We start from the raw sequence: 22,850 nt of genomic DNA on the forward strand, positions 1-22,850 counted from the left end.
TTCCTTGCTGCATTCCTTGCTGCATTCCTTGCTGCATTCCTTGCTGCATTCCTTGTGCAAGTGCTTCTTCAATTCCCTTTCGCAAGATTCCCTGCTGATCCAGAATATACCTTTCACGTGCTTCTAAATCTGCCAACTCTTCTGGATTCAAGTTAGTTTCATTAGCAATCGCAAAAGCTTGCTGTATTTCCGAGACTGTTTCCATGGTTTGCGGTACCACTTCCAAACTGGGAGCATTTTTCATGAAATAGACCCACTTCTCAGTCAAAGTTTCTAACTCATCCAATTGTTTGTTGAATTTCGGCAATTCGATAAATATCAGTTCGATCTCTGGATCGACATAATCAAATAAACGCTTTTTCTCCTTAAACACAAAGTGAGAAATTACTTCTCGGTCATGGTCAAACATTTCAAAATCTGTAATTGTCAAAGCAATTACAGGTTTTAACTTAAAGTAACCTTCACCGCGAATCAGTTGAGTTGAGTAAGTTTTCGCAGTATTGTAAACCACCCGTTTCGCAAAAGATTCTACATTTAAAACTTGCATCTCGATAATTACAGTTGCACCTCCTGCAAGTCTGGCTTTGACATCCAGGTAAGAGTCTTTGAGATACTGTACTCTCGATGCTAAATACGGGTCGATAATTTCTAGGTCGGTGATGGTGGGATTGCCATCATAAATCATAGCATTGAGAAAGCTGATCAAGATTGGTTTGCTTTCGTTGCCACCGAATATTTTTTTGAAGGCAAAATCAGTTTTCGGATTAATGAATCTCATTGTTGGTTTTCTCTCTTTCTTAAGATTTGAATGAATCCATCTCTCGATTAATGACAATTAAAACATTTTAAAATTTGCGATCGGTTTGGCTATAGCTATATTTTACGATATTGCGATCGCCAAACCGATCGCAATCCATAATTTTACCAGATAAGATGGGACGATCGCCCTTTGGCTCAGATCGGTAAGCAGAACGATCGACCCCAACTCAAACGACAGCCTAACGAATTACAGCCACCTCCTCAACTCCCACCTCCGAATGCTCCACCCGGAACACATTTGCGCTTAAATTAGCTACAATTTGTTTCCCTTGCTGCGTTAGTTCCAAATAGCCGATCGCATCCTTGACATACCGATAAACCACATTCCAGTAAAACTTAGGATACGCCTCCCGCAAATCCGCCGGAGTGCGATACCCAAAAACCTGATTTTGACCAGTCTCCTCAAACTCGTAAAACAGCCCAGTCACCTTTTGCAAATATCGCGGATCGCTCAACTGACCGATTAAATCCGCCGCCCGCACCAAACCCGGATAATTCACAGTATCTTGATGATCTTCGCCCGCAGGAACCGGGAAACGAGTTAACTCAATATTCTGCTTAACCAGGTTGGCATCAATCAGTCTGTGACCCCCAAAACGCTCCCCAACAAACATTTTTCCGCGATCGACATGATAAGGCGTCAAACCCGCATCCGTTGCACCCCGAGGTAGCTTTATTTTTGTGTTGCATATTCCCGTCGCATACAGTCCCAAATCTGTTCGATCTTGCCCGCAAACGCCCTTAACATATCCGATATCGTGGCACAGCAAAGCAATGTGAAAGTGCAGCCAATGTTCGCAGGAAACACCGCCCTCACGGATATGCTTCCCGCGCAATATTTGTTGTCCCACCAAGGTCACTAAAATAGTGTGTTCCACATTGTGGTAAAGAGCATCGCTATTAGCAATATTTTCTAAAGCCATAGTCGCTACCCAAGCAATAATCTCGCCATAGTCAGATTTGAACCCGCCGTAGGTGTGGCGGTAGCCTTCAATCAGCCGATCGACAAAATCGTTAATTAGCAGTTCAGTTGCGTTAAACATATTCACTTTCCTGAGCCAAAGTAGCTTGTTAAATTATTTTTATATTTAGTCTTTTTGCGGCAACAGTTTGATGTTATAGTTGATTTAACTGCCACAATAGATGCTTCCTCCTATATCAAGGCATCAACTAATATTATCAACTATTATCAACGATCGCGACCCAACTTAGCCAGCGAACAACTAGCCCAGCGATGCACCAGCTAAAAAAATCAGATCGACGGGCGATCGAGGTATTACACCCCTCGATTTACATTGAGCGATCGAACAACTAGCCCAGCGATGCACCAGCTAAAAAAATCAGATCGACGGGCGATCGAGGTATTACACCCCTGTACTAGCAGTAGGGCGTTACATTTTCCCCACATTCTTACGTCAGCCAAAAACCAGAGCAATCTAAAACGCAACCCGACTAATTCGTCATACACAGGATTTAGCTTCCACATCGGCGGTACGTGGAAAAGATGGTGTCCCCATAGCTGGATATCTCTCTCAAAAGGACACCGTGCGGGTATAAATTAGCACAACAACCGTGCTGCTTGCCGATCGCCCACTGCAATGCTATCTAGCCACCGCCGGACTGGTTGCACTAGGAGCTCGGCAACACTTAAGTGTTGGCACCGATTTTTAGGAAAAATACTTGTAGTGGAATTCCTAATTTACCTCAGCAGTCATCACTAACAAAAAGTTATGAATCACCCTTGCTATATCATCCACCTAACCTCCGCTGACCACAGTGAGGTGAATAAGTCTTTCGCGTGACACTCGCGGCGCCAAAATGTGATATATTAACATCGCAGTTGTGATGAAAACTTTGCCAAAGTGTGAGATAGATCACGTCCTGTACCCGGTACATCATGTATCTTAACACTGATTCAAAAAATAAATATAACTGCCAAATTTCGGCCTCTACTTTACCATCTTACTTCTCTGCGATATATGATCCGGTCAATTTAGTAAAATAAGGTTTCAGGCAATGATTAAACAAAAATATAAATATGCCGACCTTTCTCAACGTCCAAATACAGATAACGTCCTGGAAAAACTGCCTGTAGAAGTTAAGGCTTGGGCCGAAAGCTTGCCTTGGAACCAGAGGCGCTACGTCTTGTCCCTATCCTACATATTGTGCGCATCTACTCCCGAACTGCAAGCCGAATTTTTAGATGACTACACAGCCGATGGCTTAGTCTCAAAAATGTTTGAAGATGTAGATACTCTACACCGAGTCAAAGAGTATTTAATGAGATTTAGAGTCAAAAAAGAATTACACGAATCAGATTTAAGAAGCTACATCAAACAATTTTACATCCACTCAGCTCAACAAGCCAGTCGCGAAACAGACCAATATTTAGAATCAGCACTCCGCTTCGTATTGAGCACAGAAGAACGCAATAATGTATTTAACTACATTTTGGGTTTTGAATTTATTAAAATTGTGTTTCAAATGAGCTGGTTGCAACACGAAAGATTAGCCAGACTGCAAAAAAATCAGTCGCAGTTTATTGAAAGCTATATCAAGCCGATTCAACACGCACACAAAATTAATAGCATAATTGTACCTAAAGATGAGAGGATATTTTTTGCCAGACGGGCTTACTACGTTCAAGGCCCTAACATTTCTTATAAAAAACTCATTGAGTTAGTCATGGCAACTTTTACTACAAAAATGGTGACTCACTGCGGATTTTCCATCAGCCGCCACTCTCAAGCTCTGCGCTTTGACTGCGATTACATTTACGATCCCGAACCAGAAGAAGAAAGATTTCCTACTGACTTGCAATTTATTAATTGACTCTACGCAGTAAAGTGTACGCTCCGCGTAAACCCTAGGTTGCTTTTTCTCTTTACTTTTAGTTTCGCGTTGCGCCCAGGATAGTTTTTGGAGCATCGGACTTCTAGTTTGCAGTTTAAAACCGGGTTGTTCAGCCTGACTTTCTCTAAAATAGGACGGCTGTATCAATTAGCCTTACGCTTGGGTTTGCTCAATTTACAACCAGCTAAATATCACTCCCGCTAACGGAATAGCCAGAAATATCCCTAAAAGTCGTGCCGCTCTCGCGCCTACTAACAGTGCAAAAAATACGACTACCAGATTGAGGTTAAGCGGATTTTGCTTGAGTCTCGGATCAATAAAGTTGTCTTGAAATAGTTGACCTGGGACAGTTGATAGTTGACAGTTGACAGAAAGAAGAGGGAAGAGGAAAGAGTTGACAGTTGACAGTTGACAGAAAGAACAGGGAAGAGGAAAGAGTTGACAGTTGACAGTTGACAGAAAGAACAGGGAAGAAGGAAGAGCGAAGAGGGAAGAAGGCAGTGCTTTCTCACTTCTGTCTGTGGTAAGGGTGGGTTCTGTTTGCGATAAGTACGATCGCGCCCCGAATGCCAGATCAAACACAAAGGCGATCGCACAAACAGCCTGCGGTACCGGAAAACCGCCTCGTCTACTCTTTGCTGTGCCAGCATTTGCCCCTAACAGGGCCGCAACTAACACACAAACACTCAAACTTGTTGACGCCTAAACACCGGGTTTCAGTCCCAGCCTCCAAAAATTTCAACTCTGCCTTGTGGCAGATAGTACGAACCGCTCAATTTTTGGGATACTAGAAACTAGCACTCAACTTAGCTGAGGAACAAATGTGCTGCTATCAAAAGGCTTTGAAGTAGAAATGTATACCGGCACGCCCGAAGGTGAGGTTGTCGGTCTCTCCGATCGCATAGTCGCCGATCTAGAGGGATTTGTGCGGGAGCCTGATAGTCGCAATGTGGAGTACACGACCGCCCCGCTGTGTTCCTACGATCGCCTGCTGTGCGCCTTAGTCAAGCCGCGAGTCCGGCTGCGCGAGTATCTCAAACAATTGGGCGACTATACCTTGCTGCCAGGAAGTACCCTGTCTCTCGGCGGCAGCGATCGATTTTACCGCTCCGATCCCAACAACCCCTATCACACCTACATCGAGCAAACCTACGGCACCAAAGTCGTCACCGCCAGCATTCACATCAACATCGGCATCTCCCAACCAGAAATGCTGATGCGTGCCATCCGCATCGCCCGCGTCGAAGCACCGCTTTACCTTGCCTTGAGCGCCTCTTCTCCTTTCCTCGACGGGAAAGTCACGGGCTATCATTCCACGCGCTGGGGTTTGTTTCCCAAAACTCCCGCCGTCGTCCCCCTGTTTGAAAGTCACAAGCATTACATCCAGTGGACCCAAGAACAGCTAGAACTCGGTACCATGCAAAATGTCCGCCATTTGTGGTCTGCTGTACGACCAAATGGCGATCGTCGCCCCTACTGTCTCAACCGCCTCGAATTGAGAATTTGCGATCTTGAAGTCAATCCTCTGGCTTTGTTGGCCATCACTGCCTTGCTAGAAGCTCGTATTTGGCAGATGATGGAAGACCCCAGCTTAGACCCCTTAGCACTCAGCACCTTACCGGCCGCTACCCGCAACCAAGACTTAGTTGCCCTCACAGACGCTAACGAAATTGCTGCTTCCCGGCAAAGTTTGGATGCCGAACTGGTTCACTGGCAAGATGGCAGAACTATTCGGGCGCGAGATTGGATTGAGGAAATTTACCAGGAAGTCTGGCCGATCGCCAAAAAACGCGGCTTTAGTTGCTTTCTCTCGCCGCTCAAAAAGATTCTCCGGGAAGGCAACACCGCCCAGCAGTGGTTGAAACTTCACGATAGTGGTTTGGATACCCGCAGTATTATTCTCCAAGGGATTGATGGCATGGCTCACCAAGAATTCGAGCTCGAAGACAACTTGTGCGCCCAGTTAGTCGCCTAAACCACTCGCAGTTATCATCGCGGGGGCTTTCAGTAGCCCCCAGACTATGGGTGCTGGGTCAACAAAACAAAGAGCCCGAACCTCCGGCCCAAAAGTTGAAAAGCGGCGCCAAAAAACAAATCAGAATATTTAATCAATGGAACTCGACAAACGCTATAAATAAAAGCTATAAGTTGTATCTACCTTGAGGTAGATTTGTACATTGCCCAATGGGTGTATTGTCACGTTCTTATTTTAGCTTCATGCCCCAACTTGTCTTGATTCACCCGCAAATCCCCCCGAATACTGGCAATATTGCCCGTACTTGCGCTGCCACCGGCACGGAACTCCATTTAGTCGGCCCGCTGGGCTTTGAAATTAGCGATCGCTATCTGAAGCGGGCTGGCTTAGATTACTGGCCCTATGTCAATCTCCACTGTCACGAAGACTTAGCTGCTTTTGAGATATTTCAGCAGCAGCAAGGAGGACGAACGATCGGATTCAGCACTGGTGGGCGATGCAGTTATACCCAATTCCAATTTCAGCCCAGCGACTGGCTGATGTTTGGCTCGGAAACTGTCGGCATTCCTAAATTGGTCTTAGATGCCTGCGACGCTACAGTTTTTATTCCCATGAGCCAGCCTGGAGTCAGGAGTTTGAACCTCTCCGTCAGCGCCGCTGTAGGTTTATTTGAGGCTAAACGACAGTTGGGCGAGCTGGGATAACTGATTATCAACACATATACATATAGATATTTAATAACTGTCAGGGGCTGCTACATCTTGGTTTAAATATAAGAAATTTGTATCAAAGCTGTAGGAATTTAGATAGCAGAGATTAATATATTTTATGCCTCCAAAAACTGATTGTTATCAGCAATACAAAATTGCTGGCAAGATCATTCAGTTACAAAAACAGAGGATTTCAGCGATTTAGGGCGTCAGGGATCGCCGGATTGTGCTTGAAGCCTATCGATATCTAGTAAATATACGGTTGTAGGCTGTCCGGAAATTAGCATAGAGTTTGATAATAGGTGAGAGTCTTAGCTTGGCAGGAACGCATATTTTTATGTATTCGTTCCACCTATTGCTGTGTAAGGCTTTTGGGTGTAATTGCAGCGGGTTTGACCGAGAATTTTAAAATTTTTTACGGTTCGAGCTTGTCTAAATTAAAAAAGCAAGGTAATCTTGCCTAAGCACGATCGCTTTCAACAATCAGAATATTTTTGGTTGTTGATTTAAATTCAGCGTCATGCAATCCCTTGAGTGTTTCCAAGGACAGTTAGCGCTTCTCAGTAGGAGGTCGTTTTTTTGAAACGAACATATCCCCAAAAAATTAAGCCTGTTCAGGCTAGTGAAATCGACAGAGACGGTTCTGCGGAACCGTCCAAGCAGACAACGCTCAGCACTGGCTCCTTTCGCTCTCTCGCCACGATCGGCCTGGCAATATCGGTAGGTGCTTCTGGCATCCTTCTGCCGAGAAACGGAGACAGCGCTCGGGCGTCTGAACTCACGCCGACGGGAGAATCGACAGCTAAAGTACAGCCAGTATCGACCAATGACCCCGCTACTACCGCACAAGTTGACGGTTCTCCAGCCGAACAGGCAGGGGTTAAGGTTCAGCAGGGACAAACCCTTTGGGATCTGTCTCGGGACTATGAAATTCCACCGAAGGCACTAGCAACTGCCAACGGCATCAATCCCGATACTGTATTCCAAGTTGGCCAAGAACTCAGAAGTCCGCAGGCTCTAGAAGCTGCGCCCCAAGAGAACCCTGGCAATACTGCTACAGTCAATCCCGAACAAAAATTAAATCTGACCGGCTCCGAGTCGTTGGATAGTACAGCCCCGTACGGGCAGCCAACGGCAGCGCCAGAGATGGCGACGACGGTACCGGCACCAAGCTCGATCGACAGCCCGAACGCAGACGGGGCGATCGATAGTTTGAAAAAACAGGAAAACCGCACCACAGCATCAGGTCGGCCCCTGTTGGACTCTGAGGTGGGAGCAAATTCATCTACATCTGCTGTACCGACGCTGGCATCCCCTGGATCTGCCACCTCGTCAGCAATTCCTGACCTCACGGCCACACCTGTAATTCCCAATGCTACGGTGGGTCAAGCAGCATCGCCCGATCGAGCATTGCCATCCATTGAACAATCTCTGGCAACACCTAGTTTGCCCTCGGCTGTGGTAGTCTCCCCAGCAGGCAGTAGCGCAGAGCCAGCCCAGGCGCTCTACAACGTGCGTCCAGGAGATACCTTAGATGCGATCGCCTCTAATTACGGGGTATCGCCCAAAGAGCTGATCGCCGCCAACAAGCTGGGCAATCCCAACTTGCTGAATGTCAATCAACGGCTGAAAATTCCCAACGTTGGGTCAAATAATCAAGGGGTGCAGGTGGCTGCCTCTGATTCTGCCTTTAACTCTACATCTGTATGGTCGGCGACTTCGGTTCCCGCATCTTTGAACCCCAGTTCGTCTACCCCAGAAATAACCAGTGCTGGTGTTGCAGCACCCGCCCCAAAAGTGGCGGTGGTCTCTCCCTTGGCGAACCTCGAAGGTCTGAACAATATTTCAGCGCCGATGGTTCCCAAAATTAACAGCATTCCGCTAACTCAAGTTTCTCAAACCATTAGCGACACCAGAAAGCTGGAACTTCAAGGCGAACCAACATTTACAGGTGCCGTTGACACCAGCGCCCTGCCCCAGCCAGCAAGTGCAACTGCTACCAGCCTCGCTGCTGCATACCCGCAGCCGGTCAGCTTGCAAAATGTTAGCACCCAGGGTTTAAATGCTGCTCCCACAAGCGCTGTACTTGAGTCCGATCCAGAGGAACTCCGCACTGCTAGCGCTCTGGACCCTTATTCCGAACGTTTGAGGGCAGAAGTTGTCAGGCTGCGAGAGGAATATCGTGCTGAGCGCAATTCGATCGGGGCAAATGCAGTCTCCCTGGCTCCAACTGACGCTCAAGAGACGCAAGTCGCATCAGGCAACCCGTCTCAGGAACTCCCAAGCGTCAATCCCGACCTCTATACCCCCGAGTACGCTGGGGCGGTGCAGAATGAAATCAGCAGACCCCCGTCGGCTGGTTGGTCGCAGCAAGTCCAGAAGCAGCAGCAAGAGCGTTTTGATCCCGCTCGTGCAGCCGAACTACAACCGATCAACCTCACGCCGACCTCTTCTCAGGAACGGCCCGTGCTGGCCACTGCTCCTTTGGGTTCCGAGGGTTACGACCCCCTGAGCAACCCGTCTTTGGGACGCATGGTTTCTCCAGAACTGCCTCCGCTTTCGGGCGCTGATACTTATCTGCCTAACGGCAGCAAACAGCAGTCGGCTAACGGGTTTGGTTGGCCGGCTAAGGGTGTTCTCACTTCCGGCTACGGCTGGCGCTGGGGACGGATGCACAAGGGAATTGATATTGCAGGGCCGATCGGCACGCCAATTATGGCAGCATCTGACGGGGTGGTTACCTATGCAGAGTGGAACGACGGGGGCTACGGCTATCTGGTGGAAATTACCCATCCAGACGGCTCAGAGACTATTTACGCCCACAACAGCCGAATTTTGGTACAAAAGGGCCAGAAGGTCGCTAGAGGCGAACAGATTTCAGAAATGGGCAGCACCGGCTTCAGTACCGGGCCGCACTTGCACTTTGAAGTCCATCCCGCCGGACAGGGTGCTGTCAATCCAATGGCTTTTCTGCCTGACGATACCTCCAGTGCTTCTCGATAACGACTGCTCGGAAGTTATGGGTTTTGAATCATTATTAAAACTCATAACTTCGTTGCCAAGACATAATAAATTTAGTTGTTCTAAATCGAGACAAAGAACCCCCTACCGTGCTACGATAGTAAATCGTGAAGTAGGTTTGGCTCAGTGGCGCAGTGGTTAGCGCAGGGGACTCATAAGCCCAAGGTCGCAGGTTCAAATCCCGCCTGAGCCATTATTTCATCCGAAAAAACACGCTCTCAAAGTTGAGAGCGTGTTTTTTGAATTATTCGAGAAGATACTTGTAGTCGTTATGAGTATGATATAGTTGTAACAGTTCGTAAAACAGGAAACAAAATCTATGACGAGTGAATGCCTCCGGGTGGGTCAAGCTGCACCAGATTTCGCAGCAACAGCCGTAGTGGATCAGGAATTCAAGACAGTTAAACTGTCAGACTATAAAGGCAAAAAGTATGTAGTCCTGTTCTTCTATCCCTTGGACTTCACCTTTGTGTGCCCGACAGAGATTACAGCATTTAGCGATCGCCATGAGGACTTCAAAAACATCGAGACCGAAATCCTCGGCGTCTCCGTTGACAGCGAATTCTCTCACCTGGCTTGGATACAAACAGACCGCAAATCCGGCGGCGTCGGCGACCTCAACTATCCATTAGTTGCTGACCTCAAAAAAACCATCAGTTCCGACTACAACGTCCTCGACCCAGAAGCAGGTATTGCCCTCAGAGGTCTGTTCATCATCGACAAAGAAGGCATCATCCAACACTCTACTATCAACAACCTTGCCTTCGGCCGCAACGTAGACGAAACTCTCCGCACTCTGCAAGCTATCCAACACGTTCAGTCTCACCCCGATGAAGTTTGTCCCGCTGGCTGGCAGCCCGGTGACAAAACCATGACACCCGATCCAGTTAAGTCCAAAGTATTCTTTGCTGCTGTCTAACTCGATCGTTTTGAGTTGTAGGGGCGGCGCCTGTGAGTGTCCGCCCCTCGAAACTTTCGGTGCAATGTCCAATGCCCAATGCCCAATTCCCCATTCCCTAATTAGGAAATATGCTGAGTTCTACTGATTTTAGCGGCTTGTTAAATCAGCGGTTTTTCCAAAATTTATTGCCTGTTCCTTCGACTAATGTTCTGAAGCTGGGACAGAGGACACCAGATTTTGAATTGCCGGATATTAATAATGGCAAATTGGTGCGGCTGTCGAACTATCGGGGCGATAAGCCGGTAGTTCTGGCTTTCACCCGAATTTTTACTGAAAAGCAATATTGCCCTTTCTGTTTTCCTCACATTAAAGCCTTGAATGAAAAGTGGGAACAGTTTGCCGATCGCAATATAGAATTATTGATGGTAACCAGCACCGACGATCGCCAAAGCCAAATTGTAGCTAGAGATTTAGGCTTGAAAATGCCTCTGCTGTCCGATCCAAGTGTAAAAGTGTTTCGGGCCTATGAAACCGGTCAAGCTTTGGGTGCTCCGTTGCCGGCTCAGTTTGTTTTGGATGCAGACGGAAAACTCCTATTTAAACATTTGTTCTCCTTTATAGACCACAATGCTAGTGTGGAAACTTTGCTGAAATCTATCGATAATTAAGAACACGGCAATTCCGGCTCCCATCCTGTTTCCTAATTGGGAGTTTTTAGTCGCAGATACACGCAGATGCACGCGCTTAATTTTGGGTTTTGCGATAAATACTTATTGTGCCAATTTTTAGGGCGGAATACGGAGATGTTCGATCGACAAAAATCTAGGCTATAGCTGGAATGTAGCTAGTAGCAGTTTAAGCCGATGTCGTCTCCTAAAGGTCGATCGACCAAAATTGAATTGAGCATCTTAGCCTCGCATCCTGAGTTGTTGACAGGTTTGGATGCGTGGCTGCGCTTGGGTTTGATTTCACCTGCTCAGGTTGAGCAATTGTGCAGCCAGCATTTAGTCTGCCCGCTTCCCGATCCCGCTGTAGCCATTTCTGAAATTGACGATCGCCCAAACTCTCCGATTCCCGAACCCAAAATACCTGCTCTAGCAACACAAAAAGCATTACCCAGCACCACAAAAAACCTTACTGAGCGCGCACAAACCCCTCAAACCCCAACTTTTGCCTCTCAAATTTTGCAGTCGCTCATCGCCGAAATTAGCGTCGTGTGGCTGTTGTTTTTAGGAGTGTTCATGGTAGTTGTCTCCTCAGGAGTCTTGGCTGCTAGTCAGTGGGAAAAATTTCCGGCTGCGGGACAATACGGAGTTTTGTTAGCTTATACTTTAACTTTTTGGGCGATCGCCAGTTGGGCAAAAAAACAGTCTAATTTACACTTGACTGCTCAAACTTTGCAAGAAGTTACCCTGTTGCTAGTGCCGATAAATTTTTGGGCGATGGACACCTTTGGATTGTGGCGATATCCTTGGGATTGGGCAGTCGCCATCGTCGCTGCATTTATTTTGACTTGGATAACCCGCGGAATTATTAAAGATCAGTATCAAAGTTTGTGGGGGAAAAATGTAACTAGCTCGATCGCCCTAAATCACTTGGGATTGAGTTATTTGCACTCTTGTTGGGGATTTGCAGGCTTTGCCCTAGCTGCGGTTTATTTTGGTACGGTGGGAACTGCTGTTGCTACAGTTTATCAAGTTCAACAACAACGGTTGCAATCTATCACACGCGGGGGAAACACTGAAACCTTCGCCGCTGCTTTCAGTTCCAGCCGAGATTTTCTGACTTACAAAAAAGCGGCTTTAGTAGCTTATTCTTTGGGGATTTTACTGGGTCGGGCAATATTTGTCAAGGATATCAATATTCCTGAAATGGGTTTAGCCTTGGGAATTTGTGGCGTACTGTTAGCGTGGCTCGATTGGCCGCAATCCCTCGCATCTGCAACTACTACAAGCAATATATCCAACCAGCAAAATCCCGGCAACTTTTTTAACTGGCAATTAGCCGGAGGGGCTTTGTTGGGTTTGGGGTGGCTGGTTTGTTTTCGCGAAATTCCCCTACAGGCGATCGCAATTAGCGCCTTGGCTGTGTGGTTTTTCTATAATCGCTTAGTGCGGTTTTGGCAAAAGTTGGATTTGCTAATGCTTTTCGCCGTGGGACTTCAAAGCATTTGGCTGGTTTGGCGAGTTGTTCCTTTAGGGATTCAAACACAATTTGTTGCATTTTTAAGTCGGCTGACAAATTCTCAGCAAACTCCTTGGGCTTTTTGGGGTGTTTTGCTGTTGCCTTATTTAATTTTAACGGTAGGTGCGGCGCAGTGGCTCTACCGATCGCGAAAGTTTTCACTTGCCCGTTTTGGCGAAAATCTTGCTCTCGCTTTGGGCACTGTTTTAACTATTATTAGTGCAGTCAATCCGTTTTGGCGATCGCTCAATTTATTAATTTCTACTGTAACTTTAGGTTGGATCGCTTGGAAATACCTAATTCCCCAGAATTCCCCACTCGTGGGGATGCCCGTTTCTCCTGTTGATACTAAAGGAAATCCGGCATTGTGGGTTTCGCTGACTCACATTACTGGTGTGTGCAGCTTCACTTCGGGAATTGACTTGTTTTTCCCAAACCAGACAGCCAATGTTTGGGCAGGAATTTTATTGATATTGATGCTGGCTGAATGGGGATTTTTTGTCTGGATGAAATCGGCAAATACCAGAGCAAGTTCTGCATTCTTTCGCTGGCATCCTGCGTTATTCCAAAGTTCCTGGTATCTGGGATTGGTTTTGGCAGGATTGAGCTTGATCTTGCTGTACAGCAATCTGCACTCTCAGTGGGGTTTGATGTGGCTGGCGGCTCCTTTGGCTTTGACTGCTATTGCTAAATATAGTGAAACTTCGCACAAACAACTTGCAAGTACCTTGAGTTCGATCGCGCTAATAATCGCACAATTTCTGATTTTTGACTTTCCGGTATACAGGTTAATCGGTTTGGGTTTGGCGGCGCTGTTGATGTTCGTCAATACTTACTATTTAATTGAACTACCAGCGGCTGCAATTGGTGTCGGGTTTGGCTTAAGTTTCGTAGCTGCGGTAATTTATCAATTAGGTTTTGTATCTGGCTGGGCTTGGGGAATTGCTGGGGCGATCGCACTTTTGTGTCTCTGGTTGCTTCGCAGCACGATAGTTCGTTATTCTAGCAGATTGCCTGAACCTTCGAGCTTAGCTCAAATTTACGATCGAGCTTTGGATGGTTGGGCTATCTTACTCGCAGCCTTGCTGTTAACAACAATTACTGTTTATTCCTATGACATCTACACACGCAGTACCCTGAGTTTTTCGCCCTCTGTTCAAGTATTGGCTGCTACTTTGGTAATCATCGCTGCAATTGGTTTCCGAAGTTTGGGCGAACTTTCCCCTCTGGCAATTTATGCCTTGGCTTGGAGTTTGGAGTTGTTGACAGCAGTCGGTTTGAGCTTTATTGGACGCAATACGATTAATTTGGCAGTGGCGAATATTGCGATCGGCTTATTTACGCAGTTGTTGGGCGATTGGTGGCGGCGGCGCAATCCCGATTATCGCCTAATTTTACCCAGCATTCACGTGATACCTTTGGTTTACGGGCTGTTGGGCTTGATTTTGCGATCGCACAGCTTTACCAACAGCACGGGTTTAATCTCGTTAGGTGCGTCTTTAATTGCGATCGGCATTGGTAGGCGGCAGCAAGAATTTAAACCTTTAGTTTATTTGGGATTAATTGGCGTATCAGCTTCTGCTTACGAATCCCTACTATATCAACTTTCCCAAACACGAGGAGGAGCTTTTGGCGACGGCTTAATTGTGCTCGCAACTCTCGGCACAACTTTAACATACATCTATCGCATTTTATCTCCTTGGCTGAGCAGCTATTTACATTTAACCAATGCGGAATTAAAAATATTCGCTCACCTGCACTGGGTTTTGAGCAGTATACTGCTAATTTCAGCTTCTACCCACGATCTTAAATCCGGGCTAAATTTAGGATTAGTCACTGGTACCCTGTTAGTGCAATACGCTTTCTTGCAAGGGCGAAATAATCTCGATCGCCAATGGGCAGAAATTTGGATTTACTTAGGCTGGCTAGAAGCCTTTGGCATCCGGCTTTACTGGATCAATACACCTTTAGTCAAGTACATTTCCGGGCCGCTAGCGCCGTGGAAAGTTGCCATCGCTTCTCTATTTGCCTATTTCATTTACATCTTACCTTGGGAAAAATGGGGTTGGTCAAAAAATCCCTGGAAGATCATCGCTTCTCTGATTCCAATCATCGCTATTGTCGAAAGTCCCGCTAAGTTTTATCCGATTAGCTTCCTCATAGCCGCCGCCTTCTATGTTTTCCTAGCTTGGGAAAAGCGCGAAGTCCGTTTTACCTACGTGAGTGTGGCAATAATTGACTGGATATTACTGCGCTGGTTTGGACAAATCGGATTGACTCAACCCGAATACTACTTTACTCCTTTAGGACTTTCTTTCCTTTATGTTGCTCAGTTCGATCGCGCTTTGCAACTACCAGCCCAAAAAAACCTGCGCCACAATCTGCGAATGCTAGCCACGGCGCTGATTTGCGCGATACCTTTTTTGACTCAACACAACCACGGTTTAGTTGCAGGATTTTTTAGCTTGGTGGCGATTGCTGCGGGTTTGGCGCTGCGAGTGCGGGCGTTTTTGTTTGTGGGGACAGGAATTTTCTTAATCAATGTTTTCTATCAGTTGGTGGTGCTGATTTTTGACTATCCCCTGATTAAATGGGCGATCGGCTTGGCTTTTGGGATTGTGTTTATCTGGATTGCTGCTACTTTTGAGACTCGGCGCGATCGCATTTCTGCTTTTGTCCAGCATTGGGTTGTACAATTGCAATCGTGGGATTGAGTCTTCTCTTAATCAACTCCTCTGACGCGAGGATATCTGCGTTTACCAAAAATATATTTTTTTCGATAAAATTAAAAAAAATGCCCTTTTTTTTGGGGTCAAAAGCTTGACACTGGAACTCTAAAAAGGTATCATATTATAATGGGAGTGGTGGCAATTTTAAAACTTAAGTCACTGCTCCCATTATCTAAAATATACCTCAAAAATCAACGGAAATCAATAGGTAAAAACACCTTTTTTTACGTCGCGATTTGAGAGCATAACTTAATCAGAATCAGCAAAGAATTGTAGGAGAAGATGGGCCGAAGCCCACCATAAACCAGCGCTGTTAATGTTTAATCTCAGTCGGGATCGCAAGGGCGATCGCACATAATTTCAAAAATTCCCGATCGCACAAACTTGCACAAAGCCCTTAAATGGTCATCGGCATCTTGGCGATTGCAAAAACGCGCCACAATGTGATTTCGAGAATCGGGCAAAACCCGCACAATTGCCCAAGGTTTAGCATAATCCGGCCTTAAGAAATCAGGAGTTTTCGTGAGTTGCAGATGATCTTCCGGCTGTGCAGTTACTTGCCGATTTGGAGAATGTGCGGCAATTATCTGGGCACCTGCTTTTCTGATAATGTCGAGGTAGCTGGCGATGAGACAGCCTGTGAGGTTCGCCGCCAACTGTTCGATTAGATGGCCAGCTAAGCTTTTGACCTCTTTTTCCTGCAACAGCACCCGCTGCGCGTCGAAATCGGCGTCAGAGTAGCTGCGGATGCAGGATAGGAGTTGCGTGATGCCGAATTCCTCCAAAGCCTGCTGATAGCCGCGGGAAAATTCACTCCCGTCGCTGGAAGGTTCTATCATGGTTTTAGGTCTCCTGAATTTGGGAAGCCACAGGCCAGCGACGAACTTTCCTAGGGGACGCGCTGGCTTTTGACTGTTCCGATTATAGCACGCAATAGTCACATATGTGTAGCGTATGCGTAACAGTTAGACATAAAGACCTAAATGCAGCACACTTAAGATCGGCTTAAACAAAACTAAATCTCCGATGACCAAACGCTTGACAACTTATTTAGCTGAAGGAATCTATGACATTCTTGAAGATTGGGCCGATCGAGAACGCCGTTCAATCAGCAGCTTAGCAGCATTCCTTTTAGAAAAAGCTGCGAGAGAAGAACAGGAAAAAATCCCAAAACAGCCACCCCCCCCATCTGATGAAAAGCAGGGGCGACAGTAAAATTGCTATGAAATCGCCTGCGATATATTTACACTCAGCTTAAACAAAAACTTAGTCTCTGATGACCAAACGTTTATCAACATATTTAGCAGACGGAATTTACACTCGCCTTGAGGAATGGGCAAAGCAAGAAGGGCGATCGACTAGCAATTTGGCAGCATTCCTGTTAGAGAAAGCTCTTGTAGACCATGAGGAGAAACTGCTAAAACAGCAGTCTTTGTCTGATGAAAAGCAGGGGCGACAGTAAACTTTGTGCGATCGCCCGATCTCGACATTTCTTTCTGATATCTCGATCGCCTCTCTTGCTCTCTTTTCTTTATTCTGTGGCTTCTGTGAATTTAGCCACTTCGTTCCACAGATTATTTATTAATTCTGAGAATTTTTTAACATTGGGGGCGATCGGCTCTTGACATCCACCTCTCAAAATGAGAGAATAAAGACATACGCAAAACAAATGGAAGCAAATCGATGATAAAACTTCAACAAAAGATATTAAAAATCCATGCACCTAATTTCAATTCGCACTCTCCGTGACGACGCTGCCATGTATCCCGATGTCAAAAAACAAATTGATAGCTGGTATGCGACTGTCAAGAAAGTAGAATGGCAGAACTTGGAGGATGTTCGCAAGATTTACCGGGATGCCGAAGCAGTGGGAAATTTCACTGTCTTTAATATCAAAGGTAACGAATATCGCCTGATTGTCGGCATAGACTACGAGAGCCAAACGGTTTATTACAAATATTTCTTAACCCACGCTGAATACGATAAAAACAAATGGAAAAATGACCCTTACTTTTGATAGAGCTAATTATAGCAATTTGTTGGCAGAAGTCGCTCCACGGGCGATCGAAACCGAGGCAGAATACGATCGCCTCCTAGCAGTCGCAGAGGGGCTGACGTTCGCCAAAAACCGCACTCCCGAAGAAAAAGCTTTACACAAGTTATTGGTAACGCTGATTGAAGTTTACGAGGCCCAAAACTATCCGATCGACAAATCCGAGCCTCACGAGATTTTGCAACACATCATGGAAGCCAGCGGTACCCGTCAAGCTGACTTAGTGGGCATCATTGGATCGAGTGGCGTAGTTTCTGAGGTTGTCAATGGCAAGCGGGCAATTAGCAAAGCACAAGCTAAGGCACTCGGCGATTATTTTAAAATGTCGCCTAGTTTGTTCATTTAATATCATATATAAAAAAGCTTGCTACAAACAAAATGTTGGGTATGTTTCCTCACTCATTGACAAAAAGGGAGCATCTCAGTTTTGCAGTTGTAGTGCGAGCGGGGACGCTCGCACTCAAAGAAAAAATGCTTTTTACCAAAATGAGATGCTCCCGACAAAAATAAGGTGCGTCGCTACCAGATTGTCGCTTTTTTTTGAGTATTGTCGATCGCGACGCACCCTACAAATTGGTATTTTTTAATTAAAAACCCGGTTCCTCCAAGAAACCGGGTTTTTAATCAGACGTTATTTATCCGTGTGTCATCGCACTTACTTAATGGCTTAAGGCGAATTCCGGCAATCTCGGTTCAGACTCGCCACCTGGTAATACCTTAACCTGACCGTTTTCATCCACATCTACGATCGCACTTTGACCGTCTTTCAGCTTCCCAGACAGCATTTCCTCAGCCAGTACATCTTCCAACAACCGCATGATGGCGCGGCGCAAAGGTCGAGCACCGTAGCTGGGATTGTAGCCTTCTGTAACTAACAAATCCTTGAACTTGTCTGTCACCGACAAAGTAATACCCTGTTCGGTTAAGCGGCCAAATACTTGCTGCAACATGATGTCTGCAATCTGCTTCACTTCTGCCTTGTTCAACTGGCGGAAGACAATAATCTCATCCAAGCGGTTGATAAATTCGGGACGGAAGAACTGTTTCAATTCTTCGTTTACCAAGCTGCGAACGCGGTTGTACTGCCCGTCAGTCGCACTTTCGGCAACCTCGAAGCCCAAACCGCCACCGCCTTTTTCAATGACTCGGGAACCGATGTTTGATGTCATGATCAGCAACGTATTCTTAAAGTCTACCGTCCGACCTTTGGCATCAGTCAAACGACCGTCTTCCAAGATTTGCAGCATCATGTTGAAGACATCCGGGTGAGCTTTTTCGATTTCATCGAACAAGACTACTGTGTAAGGACGGCGACGGACTGCTTCTGTTAGTTGGCCGCCTTCGTCGTAGCCGACGTAACCCGGAGGCGAACCGATCAGTTTAGAAACAGTGTGGCGTTCCATAAACTCGGACATATCTAACCGAATCATCGCGTCTTCGGAACCGAAGAAATATGTGGCTAAGGCTTTTGTCAGTTCGGTTTTGCCGACGCCTGTGGGCCCGGAAAATATGAAACTGGCGATCGGGCGATTGGGATTTTTTAAGCCTACCCGCGCGCGGCGGATCGCCCGAGAAACTGCGCTGACAGCTTCTTCTTGACCGATCAAACGCTGGTGCAAGGTGTCTTCCATGTGCAGCAGCAATTCCGATTCCGATTCTGTCAGCTTGCTAACAGGTACTCCCGTCCAATTTGCCACGATGTGGGCGATGTCTTCTTCGGTGACGATGGGAGAGATTCTGACTTGGCTTTTGTTAATCGTAGCTTCAGCGATTTGGGCTTCGATCTCTAATTCACGATCGCGCAATTTGCCTGCTTTCTCGAAGTCTTGTTCGCGCACAGCAGCATCTTTTTCTTTACTGACGGAGGGAAGTTGTTTTTTGAGTTCTTTAACTTCGGGCGGGGTTTGCGAGTTCAGCACGTGCACGCGAGAACCTGCTTCGTCAATTAAGTCGATCGCCTTGTCTGGCAAAAATCGATCGTTAATGTACCTGTCTGACAGTGTAGCCGCTGCTTCTAAAGCTGCATCGGAAATTGTCAATCGGTGGTGCTGTTCGTAGGCCGATCGCAAACCGTACAATATTTCTATTGTTTCAGCCACACTCGGTTCACCAACTTTTATCGGTTGGAAACGGCGTTCTAGGGCAGCATCGCGCTCGATGTATTTGCGATATTCATCCAAGGTTGTTGCACCGACACACTGCAATTCGCCTCTTGCTAGAGCCGGTTTGAGCATATTGGAAGCATCCATCGATCCTTGAATCGCACCTGCACCAACTAAGGTATGAATTTCATCAATTACCAGAATGATGTTACCTGCTGCGCGAATCTCGGCCATGATTTTCGTCAGCCGTTCCTCAAACTCGCCTCGGAATTTTGTACCAGCAATCAGCGAACCCATATCCAGGCTGATTACTTGTTTGTCTTCTAAAATTTCCGGGACGTTTCTGTTAACAATCCGCTGGGCGAGGCCTTCGGCGAGGGCTGTTTTGCCGACTCCCGGTTCGCCCACTAACACTGGGTTGTTCTTCGTGCGGCGCCCCAACACTTGGATCACGCGCTCGATTTCATTTTCGCGGCCCACGACTGGATCGAGTTTACCTGCGGCTGCTAGCTTAGTTAAGTTAGTGCCGAATTCTTCTAAAGTCGGGATTTTGCGATCGCCACCGCTATCTCCTCGGCCTCCGGGTACTGCCGCGACTTCTCCCACAGCACGAATTACCTGCGTGCGGACTCTCTGGCGATCGATTCCCAGGTTTTGCAGCACCTTCGCCGCTACACCTTCATCGTCTTGAATCAACCCAAGCAGAATGTGCTCGGTGCCGATGTAATTGTGGCCTAACTGCCGTGCTTCGTTGAGCGCTGTCTCAAAAATGCGCTTGACGCGGGGTGTAAAAGGAATTTCTGGCGGGAGAAACCCGGAACCTCTACCGATGATATTTTCGATTTCGTTGCGCGCCTCTTTCAAATTGAGGCCCATATCCAGTAATACTTTTGCAGCGATGCCAGTGCCTTCGCCGACGAGTCCCAGAAGGATTTGCTCGGTGCCTACAAAATTGTGACCGAGGCGCCTCGCTTCCTCTTGGGCTAGCATGATTGCTTTAATGGCTTGTTCTGTAAAGCGTTCAAACATATTTTTTCCTTCCTACTGTCTTGGCGAGGGCTGTATCGCTGCTGGTGAGGAGCGATTTGGAACATTACACAAATTATATATGTAAATTTTTGTGTATTTCCTTCAATTCAATGTATCGCTGCTAGGGGGGGGAGGACAGTGGGGAGAGCCGAATAGTAGGGGTGTGTTTGCCGTCTCGCACTACGAGCTACGACTGGCAATGCAAATTAAGGCTATGAATCATGCTATTTCTGGTCTCTTACTCTACTTGGCTGTTGCCCCCCTGTCAAGCATTCTCTCTAATGAGCTAGCGAAAGCGGTTCAATGCCGATCGGGGAATGCTTTTGTTTCTAATCACCTGCTGCGAGCAAAATTCTTTCGCCTCAAACAAAGTTTATTTTAGCAGGTTCAGGGACTTTTGGGCTGGGGCGATCGCCATTACCAAATCTGCCACCTGTTTTTCTTCCTATTCTACACCTACTTATCACCTAAATTACCAGGGCGCGATCGGCCGTTATTTTGTACTTTTTGCTTGGTATTTTTTTACAACCTGTTACTTTTAAAGCCATTGTGCGAGCAATTGTTCAATAACTTTCACGAAGCCGATCGCAATTTGAATCAACGGCCAACCCACCAAACAAATTAACACCGCCCAGCGAGTTTCAATATCCAAACCTTGGCGAACCGCCACAATTACAGTTAGCAAACTCCACACTGCTAAGATCCGCTCAATTCCTTCTCCCAGCAAGGGAATTAATGTTAAAAAATTTAGCGCTTGCGGGGCGTAGGCAAATCCAATTGGAACCAGCAACTCCCCATAAGTGACGTGACCCGGTTTGAGCCATTCCCCGATTTTTAAGATCGTGAATGTCCAAAAATAATAACCCCCCACGACTGCCAAACCCTCTATCCAAAGTGATAAAAACAACACTGATGGCTCAGTTCGATTGATTAACAAAATAACGGCATTGCCCAAGACGCGAGACACCGCTGCTAAAATTACAATTGTTAAAGCTATGCGCTTAGTTCTGGGAGTGTAGGGAGTTTTTTCGTAAAAATTGCCGTTCAAAGAAAGTGCGTTCCAAAGTGTTGCCCGCAAACCTGTAATTGAATCTTCTCCTTTCACGTTAAATTCCTGCTCCTCAAGATAGTTGACAAGTTAGACCAAATAAGGTCTAATACAGCAGAATTACCGAAATATTTATACATAATTAGGTAATTAATATCAATTTTTTATGAGGCTGCTCCCGAATCCGATCACCCTGGCGCCCCCCTTATTAAGGGGGGGACAAGATTCCTATCAAAGTCTCCCTTAATAACGGGGATGCGAGGGGGAGCGGAATACGTGCAACTTCATCTTAAATTGGTATAACAGGCATTCTACCAGATTTTATTAAATGCTAAGATTGATTTTGCAGATACTGGCGTGGCTGCGCGGGGGAAGTTTAAATTTGTTGACCATCGCAGGTGTCATCCTGATAATTTGGGGCATTCTTTCGCCGGTGGGAACTGTGATCTGGTGGCTGGGTCAAAGTGCCGAAACTTTGGGTATCAAGAAAAATTCTCCGCAGATATTGCCCTCAAACAACAGTCATTTAGAAGCGCCCCAATCTTCGCAGCTCAATTGTTATATCATCTTTTTACCGGGAGTTGGCGATTTTTCTGGTAACGAATTAACGCCGGGAGAAGAGTTTTTTCTCAAGCGTTTAGTTACAACTCACCCGCAATGCGTAGCAGTAGGAGATATTTTTCCTTATTCAGCTTCTAACAAAAGTTTAGGAGGAGAGAGGTTATTCGCTCCTTTTTGGCGGTTTGCAGAACACGCCAAAAGCGGGCCGATTGCAGGGGATACATTCATCAAAATTCGCAATCTATGGAGGTTCGCAATTTCTCTAGATTATCGCTACGGTTTTGCATACAATCAGGGAATTGCTAATGTAATTATCGATCGCATGAATGCTAAATCTCCCATTTCAGCTAATCCTCAAAAACCTTTAAAAGTTATTTTAATTGGAACTAGCGGTGGCGCCCAAGTTGCTTTGGGTGCTACTCGCTATCTTAAAGACTGGCTGAATGCAGAAATTACTGTTGTTTCAGTTGGGGGCGTGTTTTCGGGAGAAAATGGTTTTGCAGAAGCCGATCGCATTTTTCATTTTCGCGGCACTCGCGATACAATTGAGGATATTGGCGGCATCGTTTTTCCCACTCGCTGGTACTTGTACGCGACTTCACCGTTCAATCAAGCGCGTTCGCAAGGCCGCTATGCAGAAGTTGTCAGCGGCCCTCACAAGCACGACGGCGATGATGGATATTTTGGGGAAAATGTGGCGGGGGACGGTAAAAAATATGTAGATATCACGCTGGAAAAGATTAATCAATTACCTGTTTGGTCTGAGGGTGCGGCCAAAAGAGAGGACTGAAGTCCTCACTATAAACCTAATTATAGGTCAATACGGTTCACTTAAGACAGATCCCCCCTAACCCCCCTTAAAAAG

At 46.5% G+C, this 22,850-nt stretch carries 19 protein-coding genes and 1 tRNA gene; 13 read left to right on the forward strand and 7 right to left on the reverse strand.

Annotated elements, in window-relative coordinates; genetic code table 11:
* From QT974_RS01945 to QT974_RS01955, 3 genes are all read right to left on the reverse strand, one after another.
* A partial coding sequence (locus tag QT974_RS01945) for an Rpn family recombination-promoting nuclease/putative transposase (RefSeq protein WP_333466846.1) occupies positions 1 to 778 on the reverse strand: 778 nt, incomplete at its 3' end.
* A gap of 220 nt (positions 779 to 998) precedes the next feature.
* The gene (locus QT974_RS01950; RefSeq protein ID WP_333466847.1) at positions 999 to 1,862 is read right to left on the reverse strand and encodes an Npun_R2479 family HD domain-containing metalloprotein; all 864 of its coding nucleotides are present in this window, start codon (positions 1,860 to 1,862) and stop codon (positions 999 to 1,001) included.
* A 233-nt stretch (positions 1,863 to 2,095) separates the two neighbouring features.
* Entirely contained in the window at positions 2,096 to 2,374 is a 279-nt protein-coding gene (locus QT974_RS01955) for a Mo-dependent nitrogenase C-terminal domain-containing protein (protein WP_333466861.1), read from the reverse strand.
* 461 nt (positions 2,375 to 2,835) lie between these two features.
* On the opposite strand from QT974_RS01955, the gene QT974_RS01960 reads away from it, so the two are divergent.
* Entirely contained in the window at positions 2,836 to 3,651 is an 816-nt protein-coding gene (locus QT974_RS01960; protein ID WP_333466848.1) for a cobyrinic acid a,c-diamide synthase, read from the forward strand.
* A 195-nt stretch (positions 3,652 to 3,846) separates the two neighbouring features.
* Here QT974_RS01960 and QT974_RS01965 read toward each other — a convergent pair whose 3' ends face one another.
* Positions 3,847 to 4,350: a hypothetical protein gene (locus QT974_RS01965; RefSeq protein WP_333466849.1), complete on the reverse strand. Its 504-nt coding sequence runs from the start codon at positions 4,348 to 4,350 to the stop codon at positions 3,847 to 3,849.
* A gap of 145 nt (positions 4,351 to 4,495) precedes the next feature.
* Between QT974_RS01965 and gshA the strand changes: the two genes are divergently transcribed.
* The 7 genes from gshA (at position 4,496) to QT974_RS02000 (ending at position 15,177) form a co-directional block, all read left to right on the forward strand.
* Positions 4,496 to 5,647 (forward strand): glutamate--cysteine ligase, encoded by a 1,152-nt coding sequence (gene gshA / locus QT974_RS01970; protein WP_333466850.1) that lies wholly within the window; start codon positions 4,496 to 4,498, stop codon positions 5,645 to 5,647.
* Between the two features lie 242 nt (positions 5,648 to 5,889).
* Positions 5,890 to 6,351 (forward strand): tRNA (cytidine(34)-2'-O)-methyltransferase, encoded by a 462-nt coding sequence (locus QT974_RS01975; RefSeq protein ID WP_333466862.1) that lies wholly within the window; start codon positions 5,890 to 5,892, stop codon positions 6,349 to 6,351.
* 585 nt (positions 6,352 to 6,936) lie between these two features.
* The gene (locus tag QT974_RS01980) at positions 6,937 to 9,360 is read left to right on the forward strand and encodes a peptidoglycan DD-metalloendopeptidase family protein (protein ID WP_333466851.1); all 2,424 of its coding nucleotides are present in this window, start codon (positions 6,937 to 6,939) and stop codon (positions 9,358 to 9,360) included.
* Between the two features lie 138 nt (positions 9,361 to 9,498).
* Positions 9,499 to 9,571 (forward strand) — tRNA-Met (locus QT974_RS01985).
* 126 nt (positions 9,572 to 9,697) lie between these two features.
* The gene (locus tag QT974_RS01990) at positions 9,698 to 10,297 is read left to right on the forward strand and encodes a peroxiredoxin (RefSeq protein WP_333466852.1); all 600 of its coding nucleotides are present in this window, start codon (positions 9,698 to 9,700) and stop codon (positions 10,295 to 10,297) included.
* A 110-nt stretch (positions 10,298 to 10,407) separates the two neighbouring features.
* On the forward strand, positions 10,408 to 10,947 hold the full coding sequence (locus QT974_RS01995) for a peroxiredoxin family protein (RefSeq protein WP_333466853.1): 540 nt from the start codon (positions 10,408 to 10,410) through the stop codon (positions 10,945 to 10,947).
* Between the two features lie 195 nt (positions 10,948 to 11,142).
* The gene (locus QT974_RS02000) at positions 11,143 to 15,177 is read left to right on the forward strand and encodes a hypothetical protein (RefSeq protein ID WP_333466854.1); all 4,035 of its coding nucleotides are present in this window, start codon (positions 11,143 to 11,145) and stop codon (positions 15,175 to 15,177) included.
* Positions 15,178 to 15,518: 341 nt separating this feature from the next.
* Here the strand turns inward: QT974_RS02000 and QT974_RS02005 are convergent, their stop codons facing one another.
* Positions 15,519 to 16,031 (reverse strand): hypothetical protein, encoded by a 513-nt coding sequence (locus QT974_RS02005; protein WP_333466855.1) that lies wholly within the window; start codon positions 16,029 to 16,031, stop codon positions 15,519 to 15,521.
* Positions 16,032 to 16,218: 187 nt separating this feature from the next.
* Here QT974_RS02005 and QT974_RS02010 point away from each other — a divergent pair, with 187 nt between their 5' ends.
* The 4 genes from QT974_RS02010 (at position 16,219) to QT974_RS02025 (ending at position 17,591) form a co-directional block, all read left to right on the forward strand.
* Positions 16,219 to 16,407, forward strand: a complete 189-nt coding sequence (locus QT974_RS02010; RefSeq protein ID WP_333466856.1) for a ribbon-helix-helix domain-containing protein — start codon at positions 16,219 to 16,221, stop codon at positions 16,405 to 16,407.
* Between the two features lie 61 nt (positions 16,408 to 16,468).
* Positions 16,469 to 16,654 (forward strand): ribbon-helix-helix domain-containing protein, encoded by a 186-nt coding sequence (locus QT974_RS02015; protein WP_293176592.1) that lies wholly within the window; start codon positions 16,469 to 16,471, stop codon positions 16,652 to 16,654.
* Positions 16,655 to 16,909: 255 nt separating this feature from the next.
* Positions 16,910 to 17,209, forward strand: a complete 300-nt coding sequence (locus QT974_RS02020) for a type II toxin-antitoxin system HigB family toxin (RefSeq protein WP_325314748.1) — start codon at positions 16,910 to 16,912, stop codon at positions 17,207 to 17,209.
* Positions 17,193 to 17,591 (forward strand): helix-turn-helix domain-containing protein, encoded by a 399-nt coding sequence (locus QT974_RS02025; protein WP_333466857.1) that lies wholly within the window; start codon positions 17,193 to 17,195, stop codon positions 17,589 to 17,591. Before QT974_RS02020 ends, QT974_RS02025 begins: the two co-directional genes overlap by 17 nt.
* 313 nt (positions 17,592 to 17,904) lie before the next feature.
* Here QT974_RS02025 and QT974_RS02030 read toward each other — a convergent pair whose 3' ends face one another.
* Together QT974_RS02030 and QT974_RS02035 are read right to left on the reverse strand one after the other, a co-directional pair.
* Positions 17,905 to 20,376: an ATP-dependent Clp protease ATP-binding subunit gene (locus QT974_RS02030; RefSeq protein WP_333466858.1), complete on the reverse strand. Its 2,472-nt coding sequence runs from the start codon at positions 20,374 to 20,376 to the stop codon at positions 17,905 to 17,907.
* Positions 20,377 to 20,914: 538 nt separating this feature from the next.
* Positions 20,915 to 21,481 (reverse strand): hypothetical protein, encoded by a 567-nt coding sequence (locus QT974_RS02035; RefSeq protein WP_333466859.1) that lies wholly within the window; start codon positions 21,479 to 21,481, stop codon positions 20,915 to 20,917.
* Between the two features lie 271 nt (positions 21,482 to 21,752).
* Here QT974_RS02035 and QT974_RS02040 point away from each other — a divergent pair, with 271 nt between their 5' ends.
* Entirely contained in the window at positions 21,753 to 22,775 is a 1,023-nt protein-coding gene (locus tag QT974_RS02040) for a hypothetical protein (RefSeq protein WP_333466860.1), read from the forward strand.
* Positions 22,776 to 22,850: the final 75 nt, after the last annotated feature.

This window comes from Microcoleus sp. BM001215392 (assembly GCF_036700185.1).
Taxonomy (GTDB): Bacteria; Cyanobacteriota; Cyanobacteriia; order Cyanobacteriales; family Microcoleaceae; genus Microcoleus.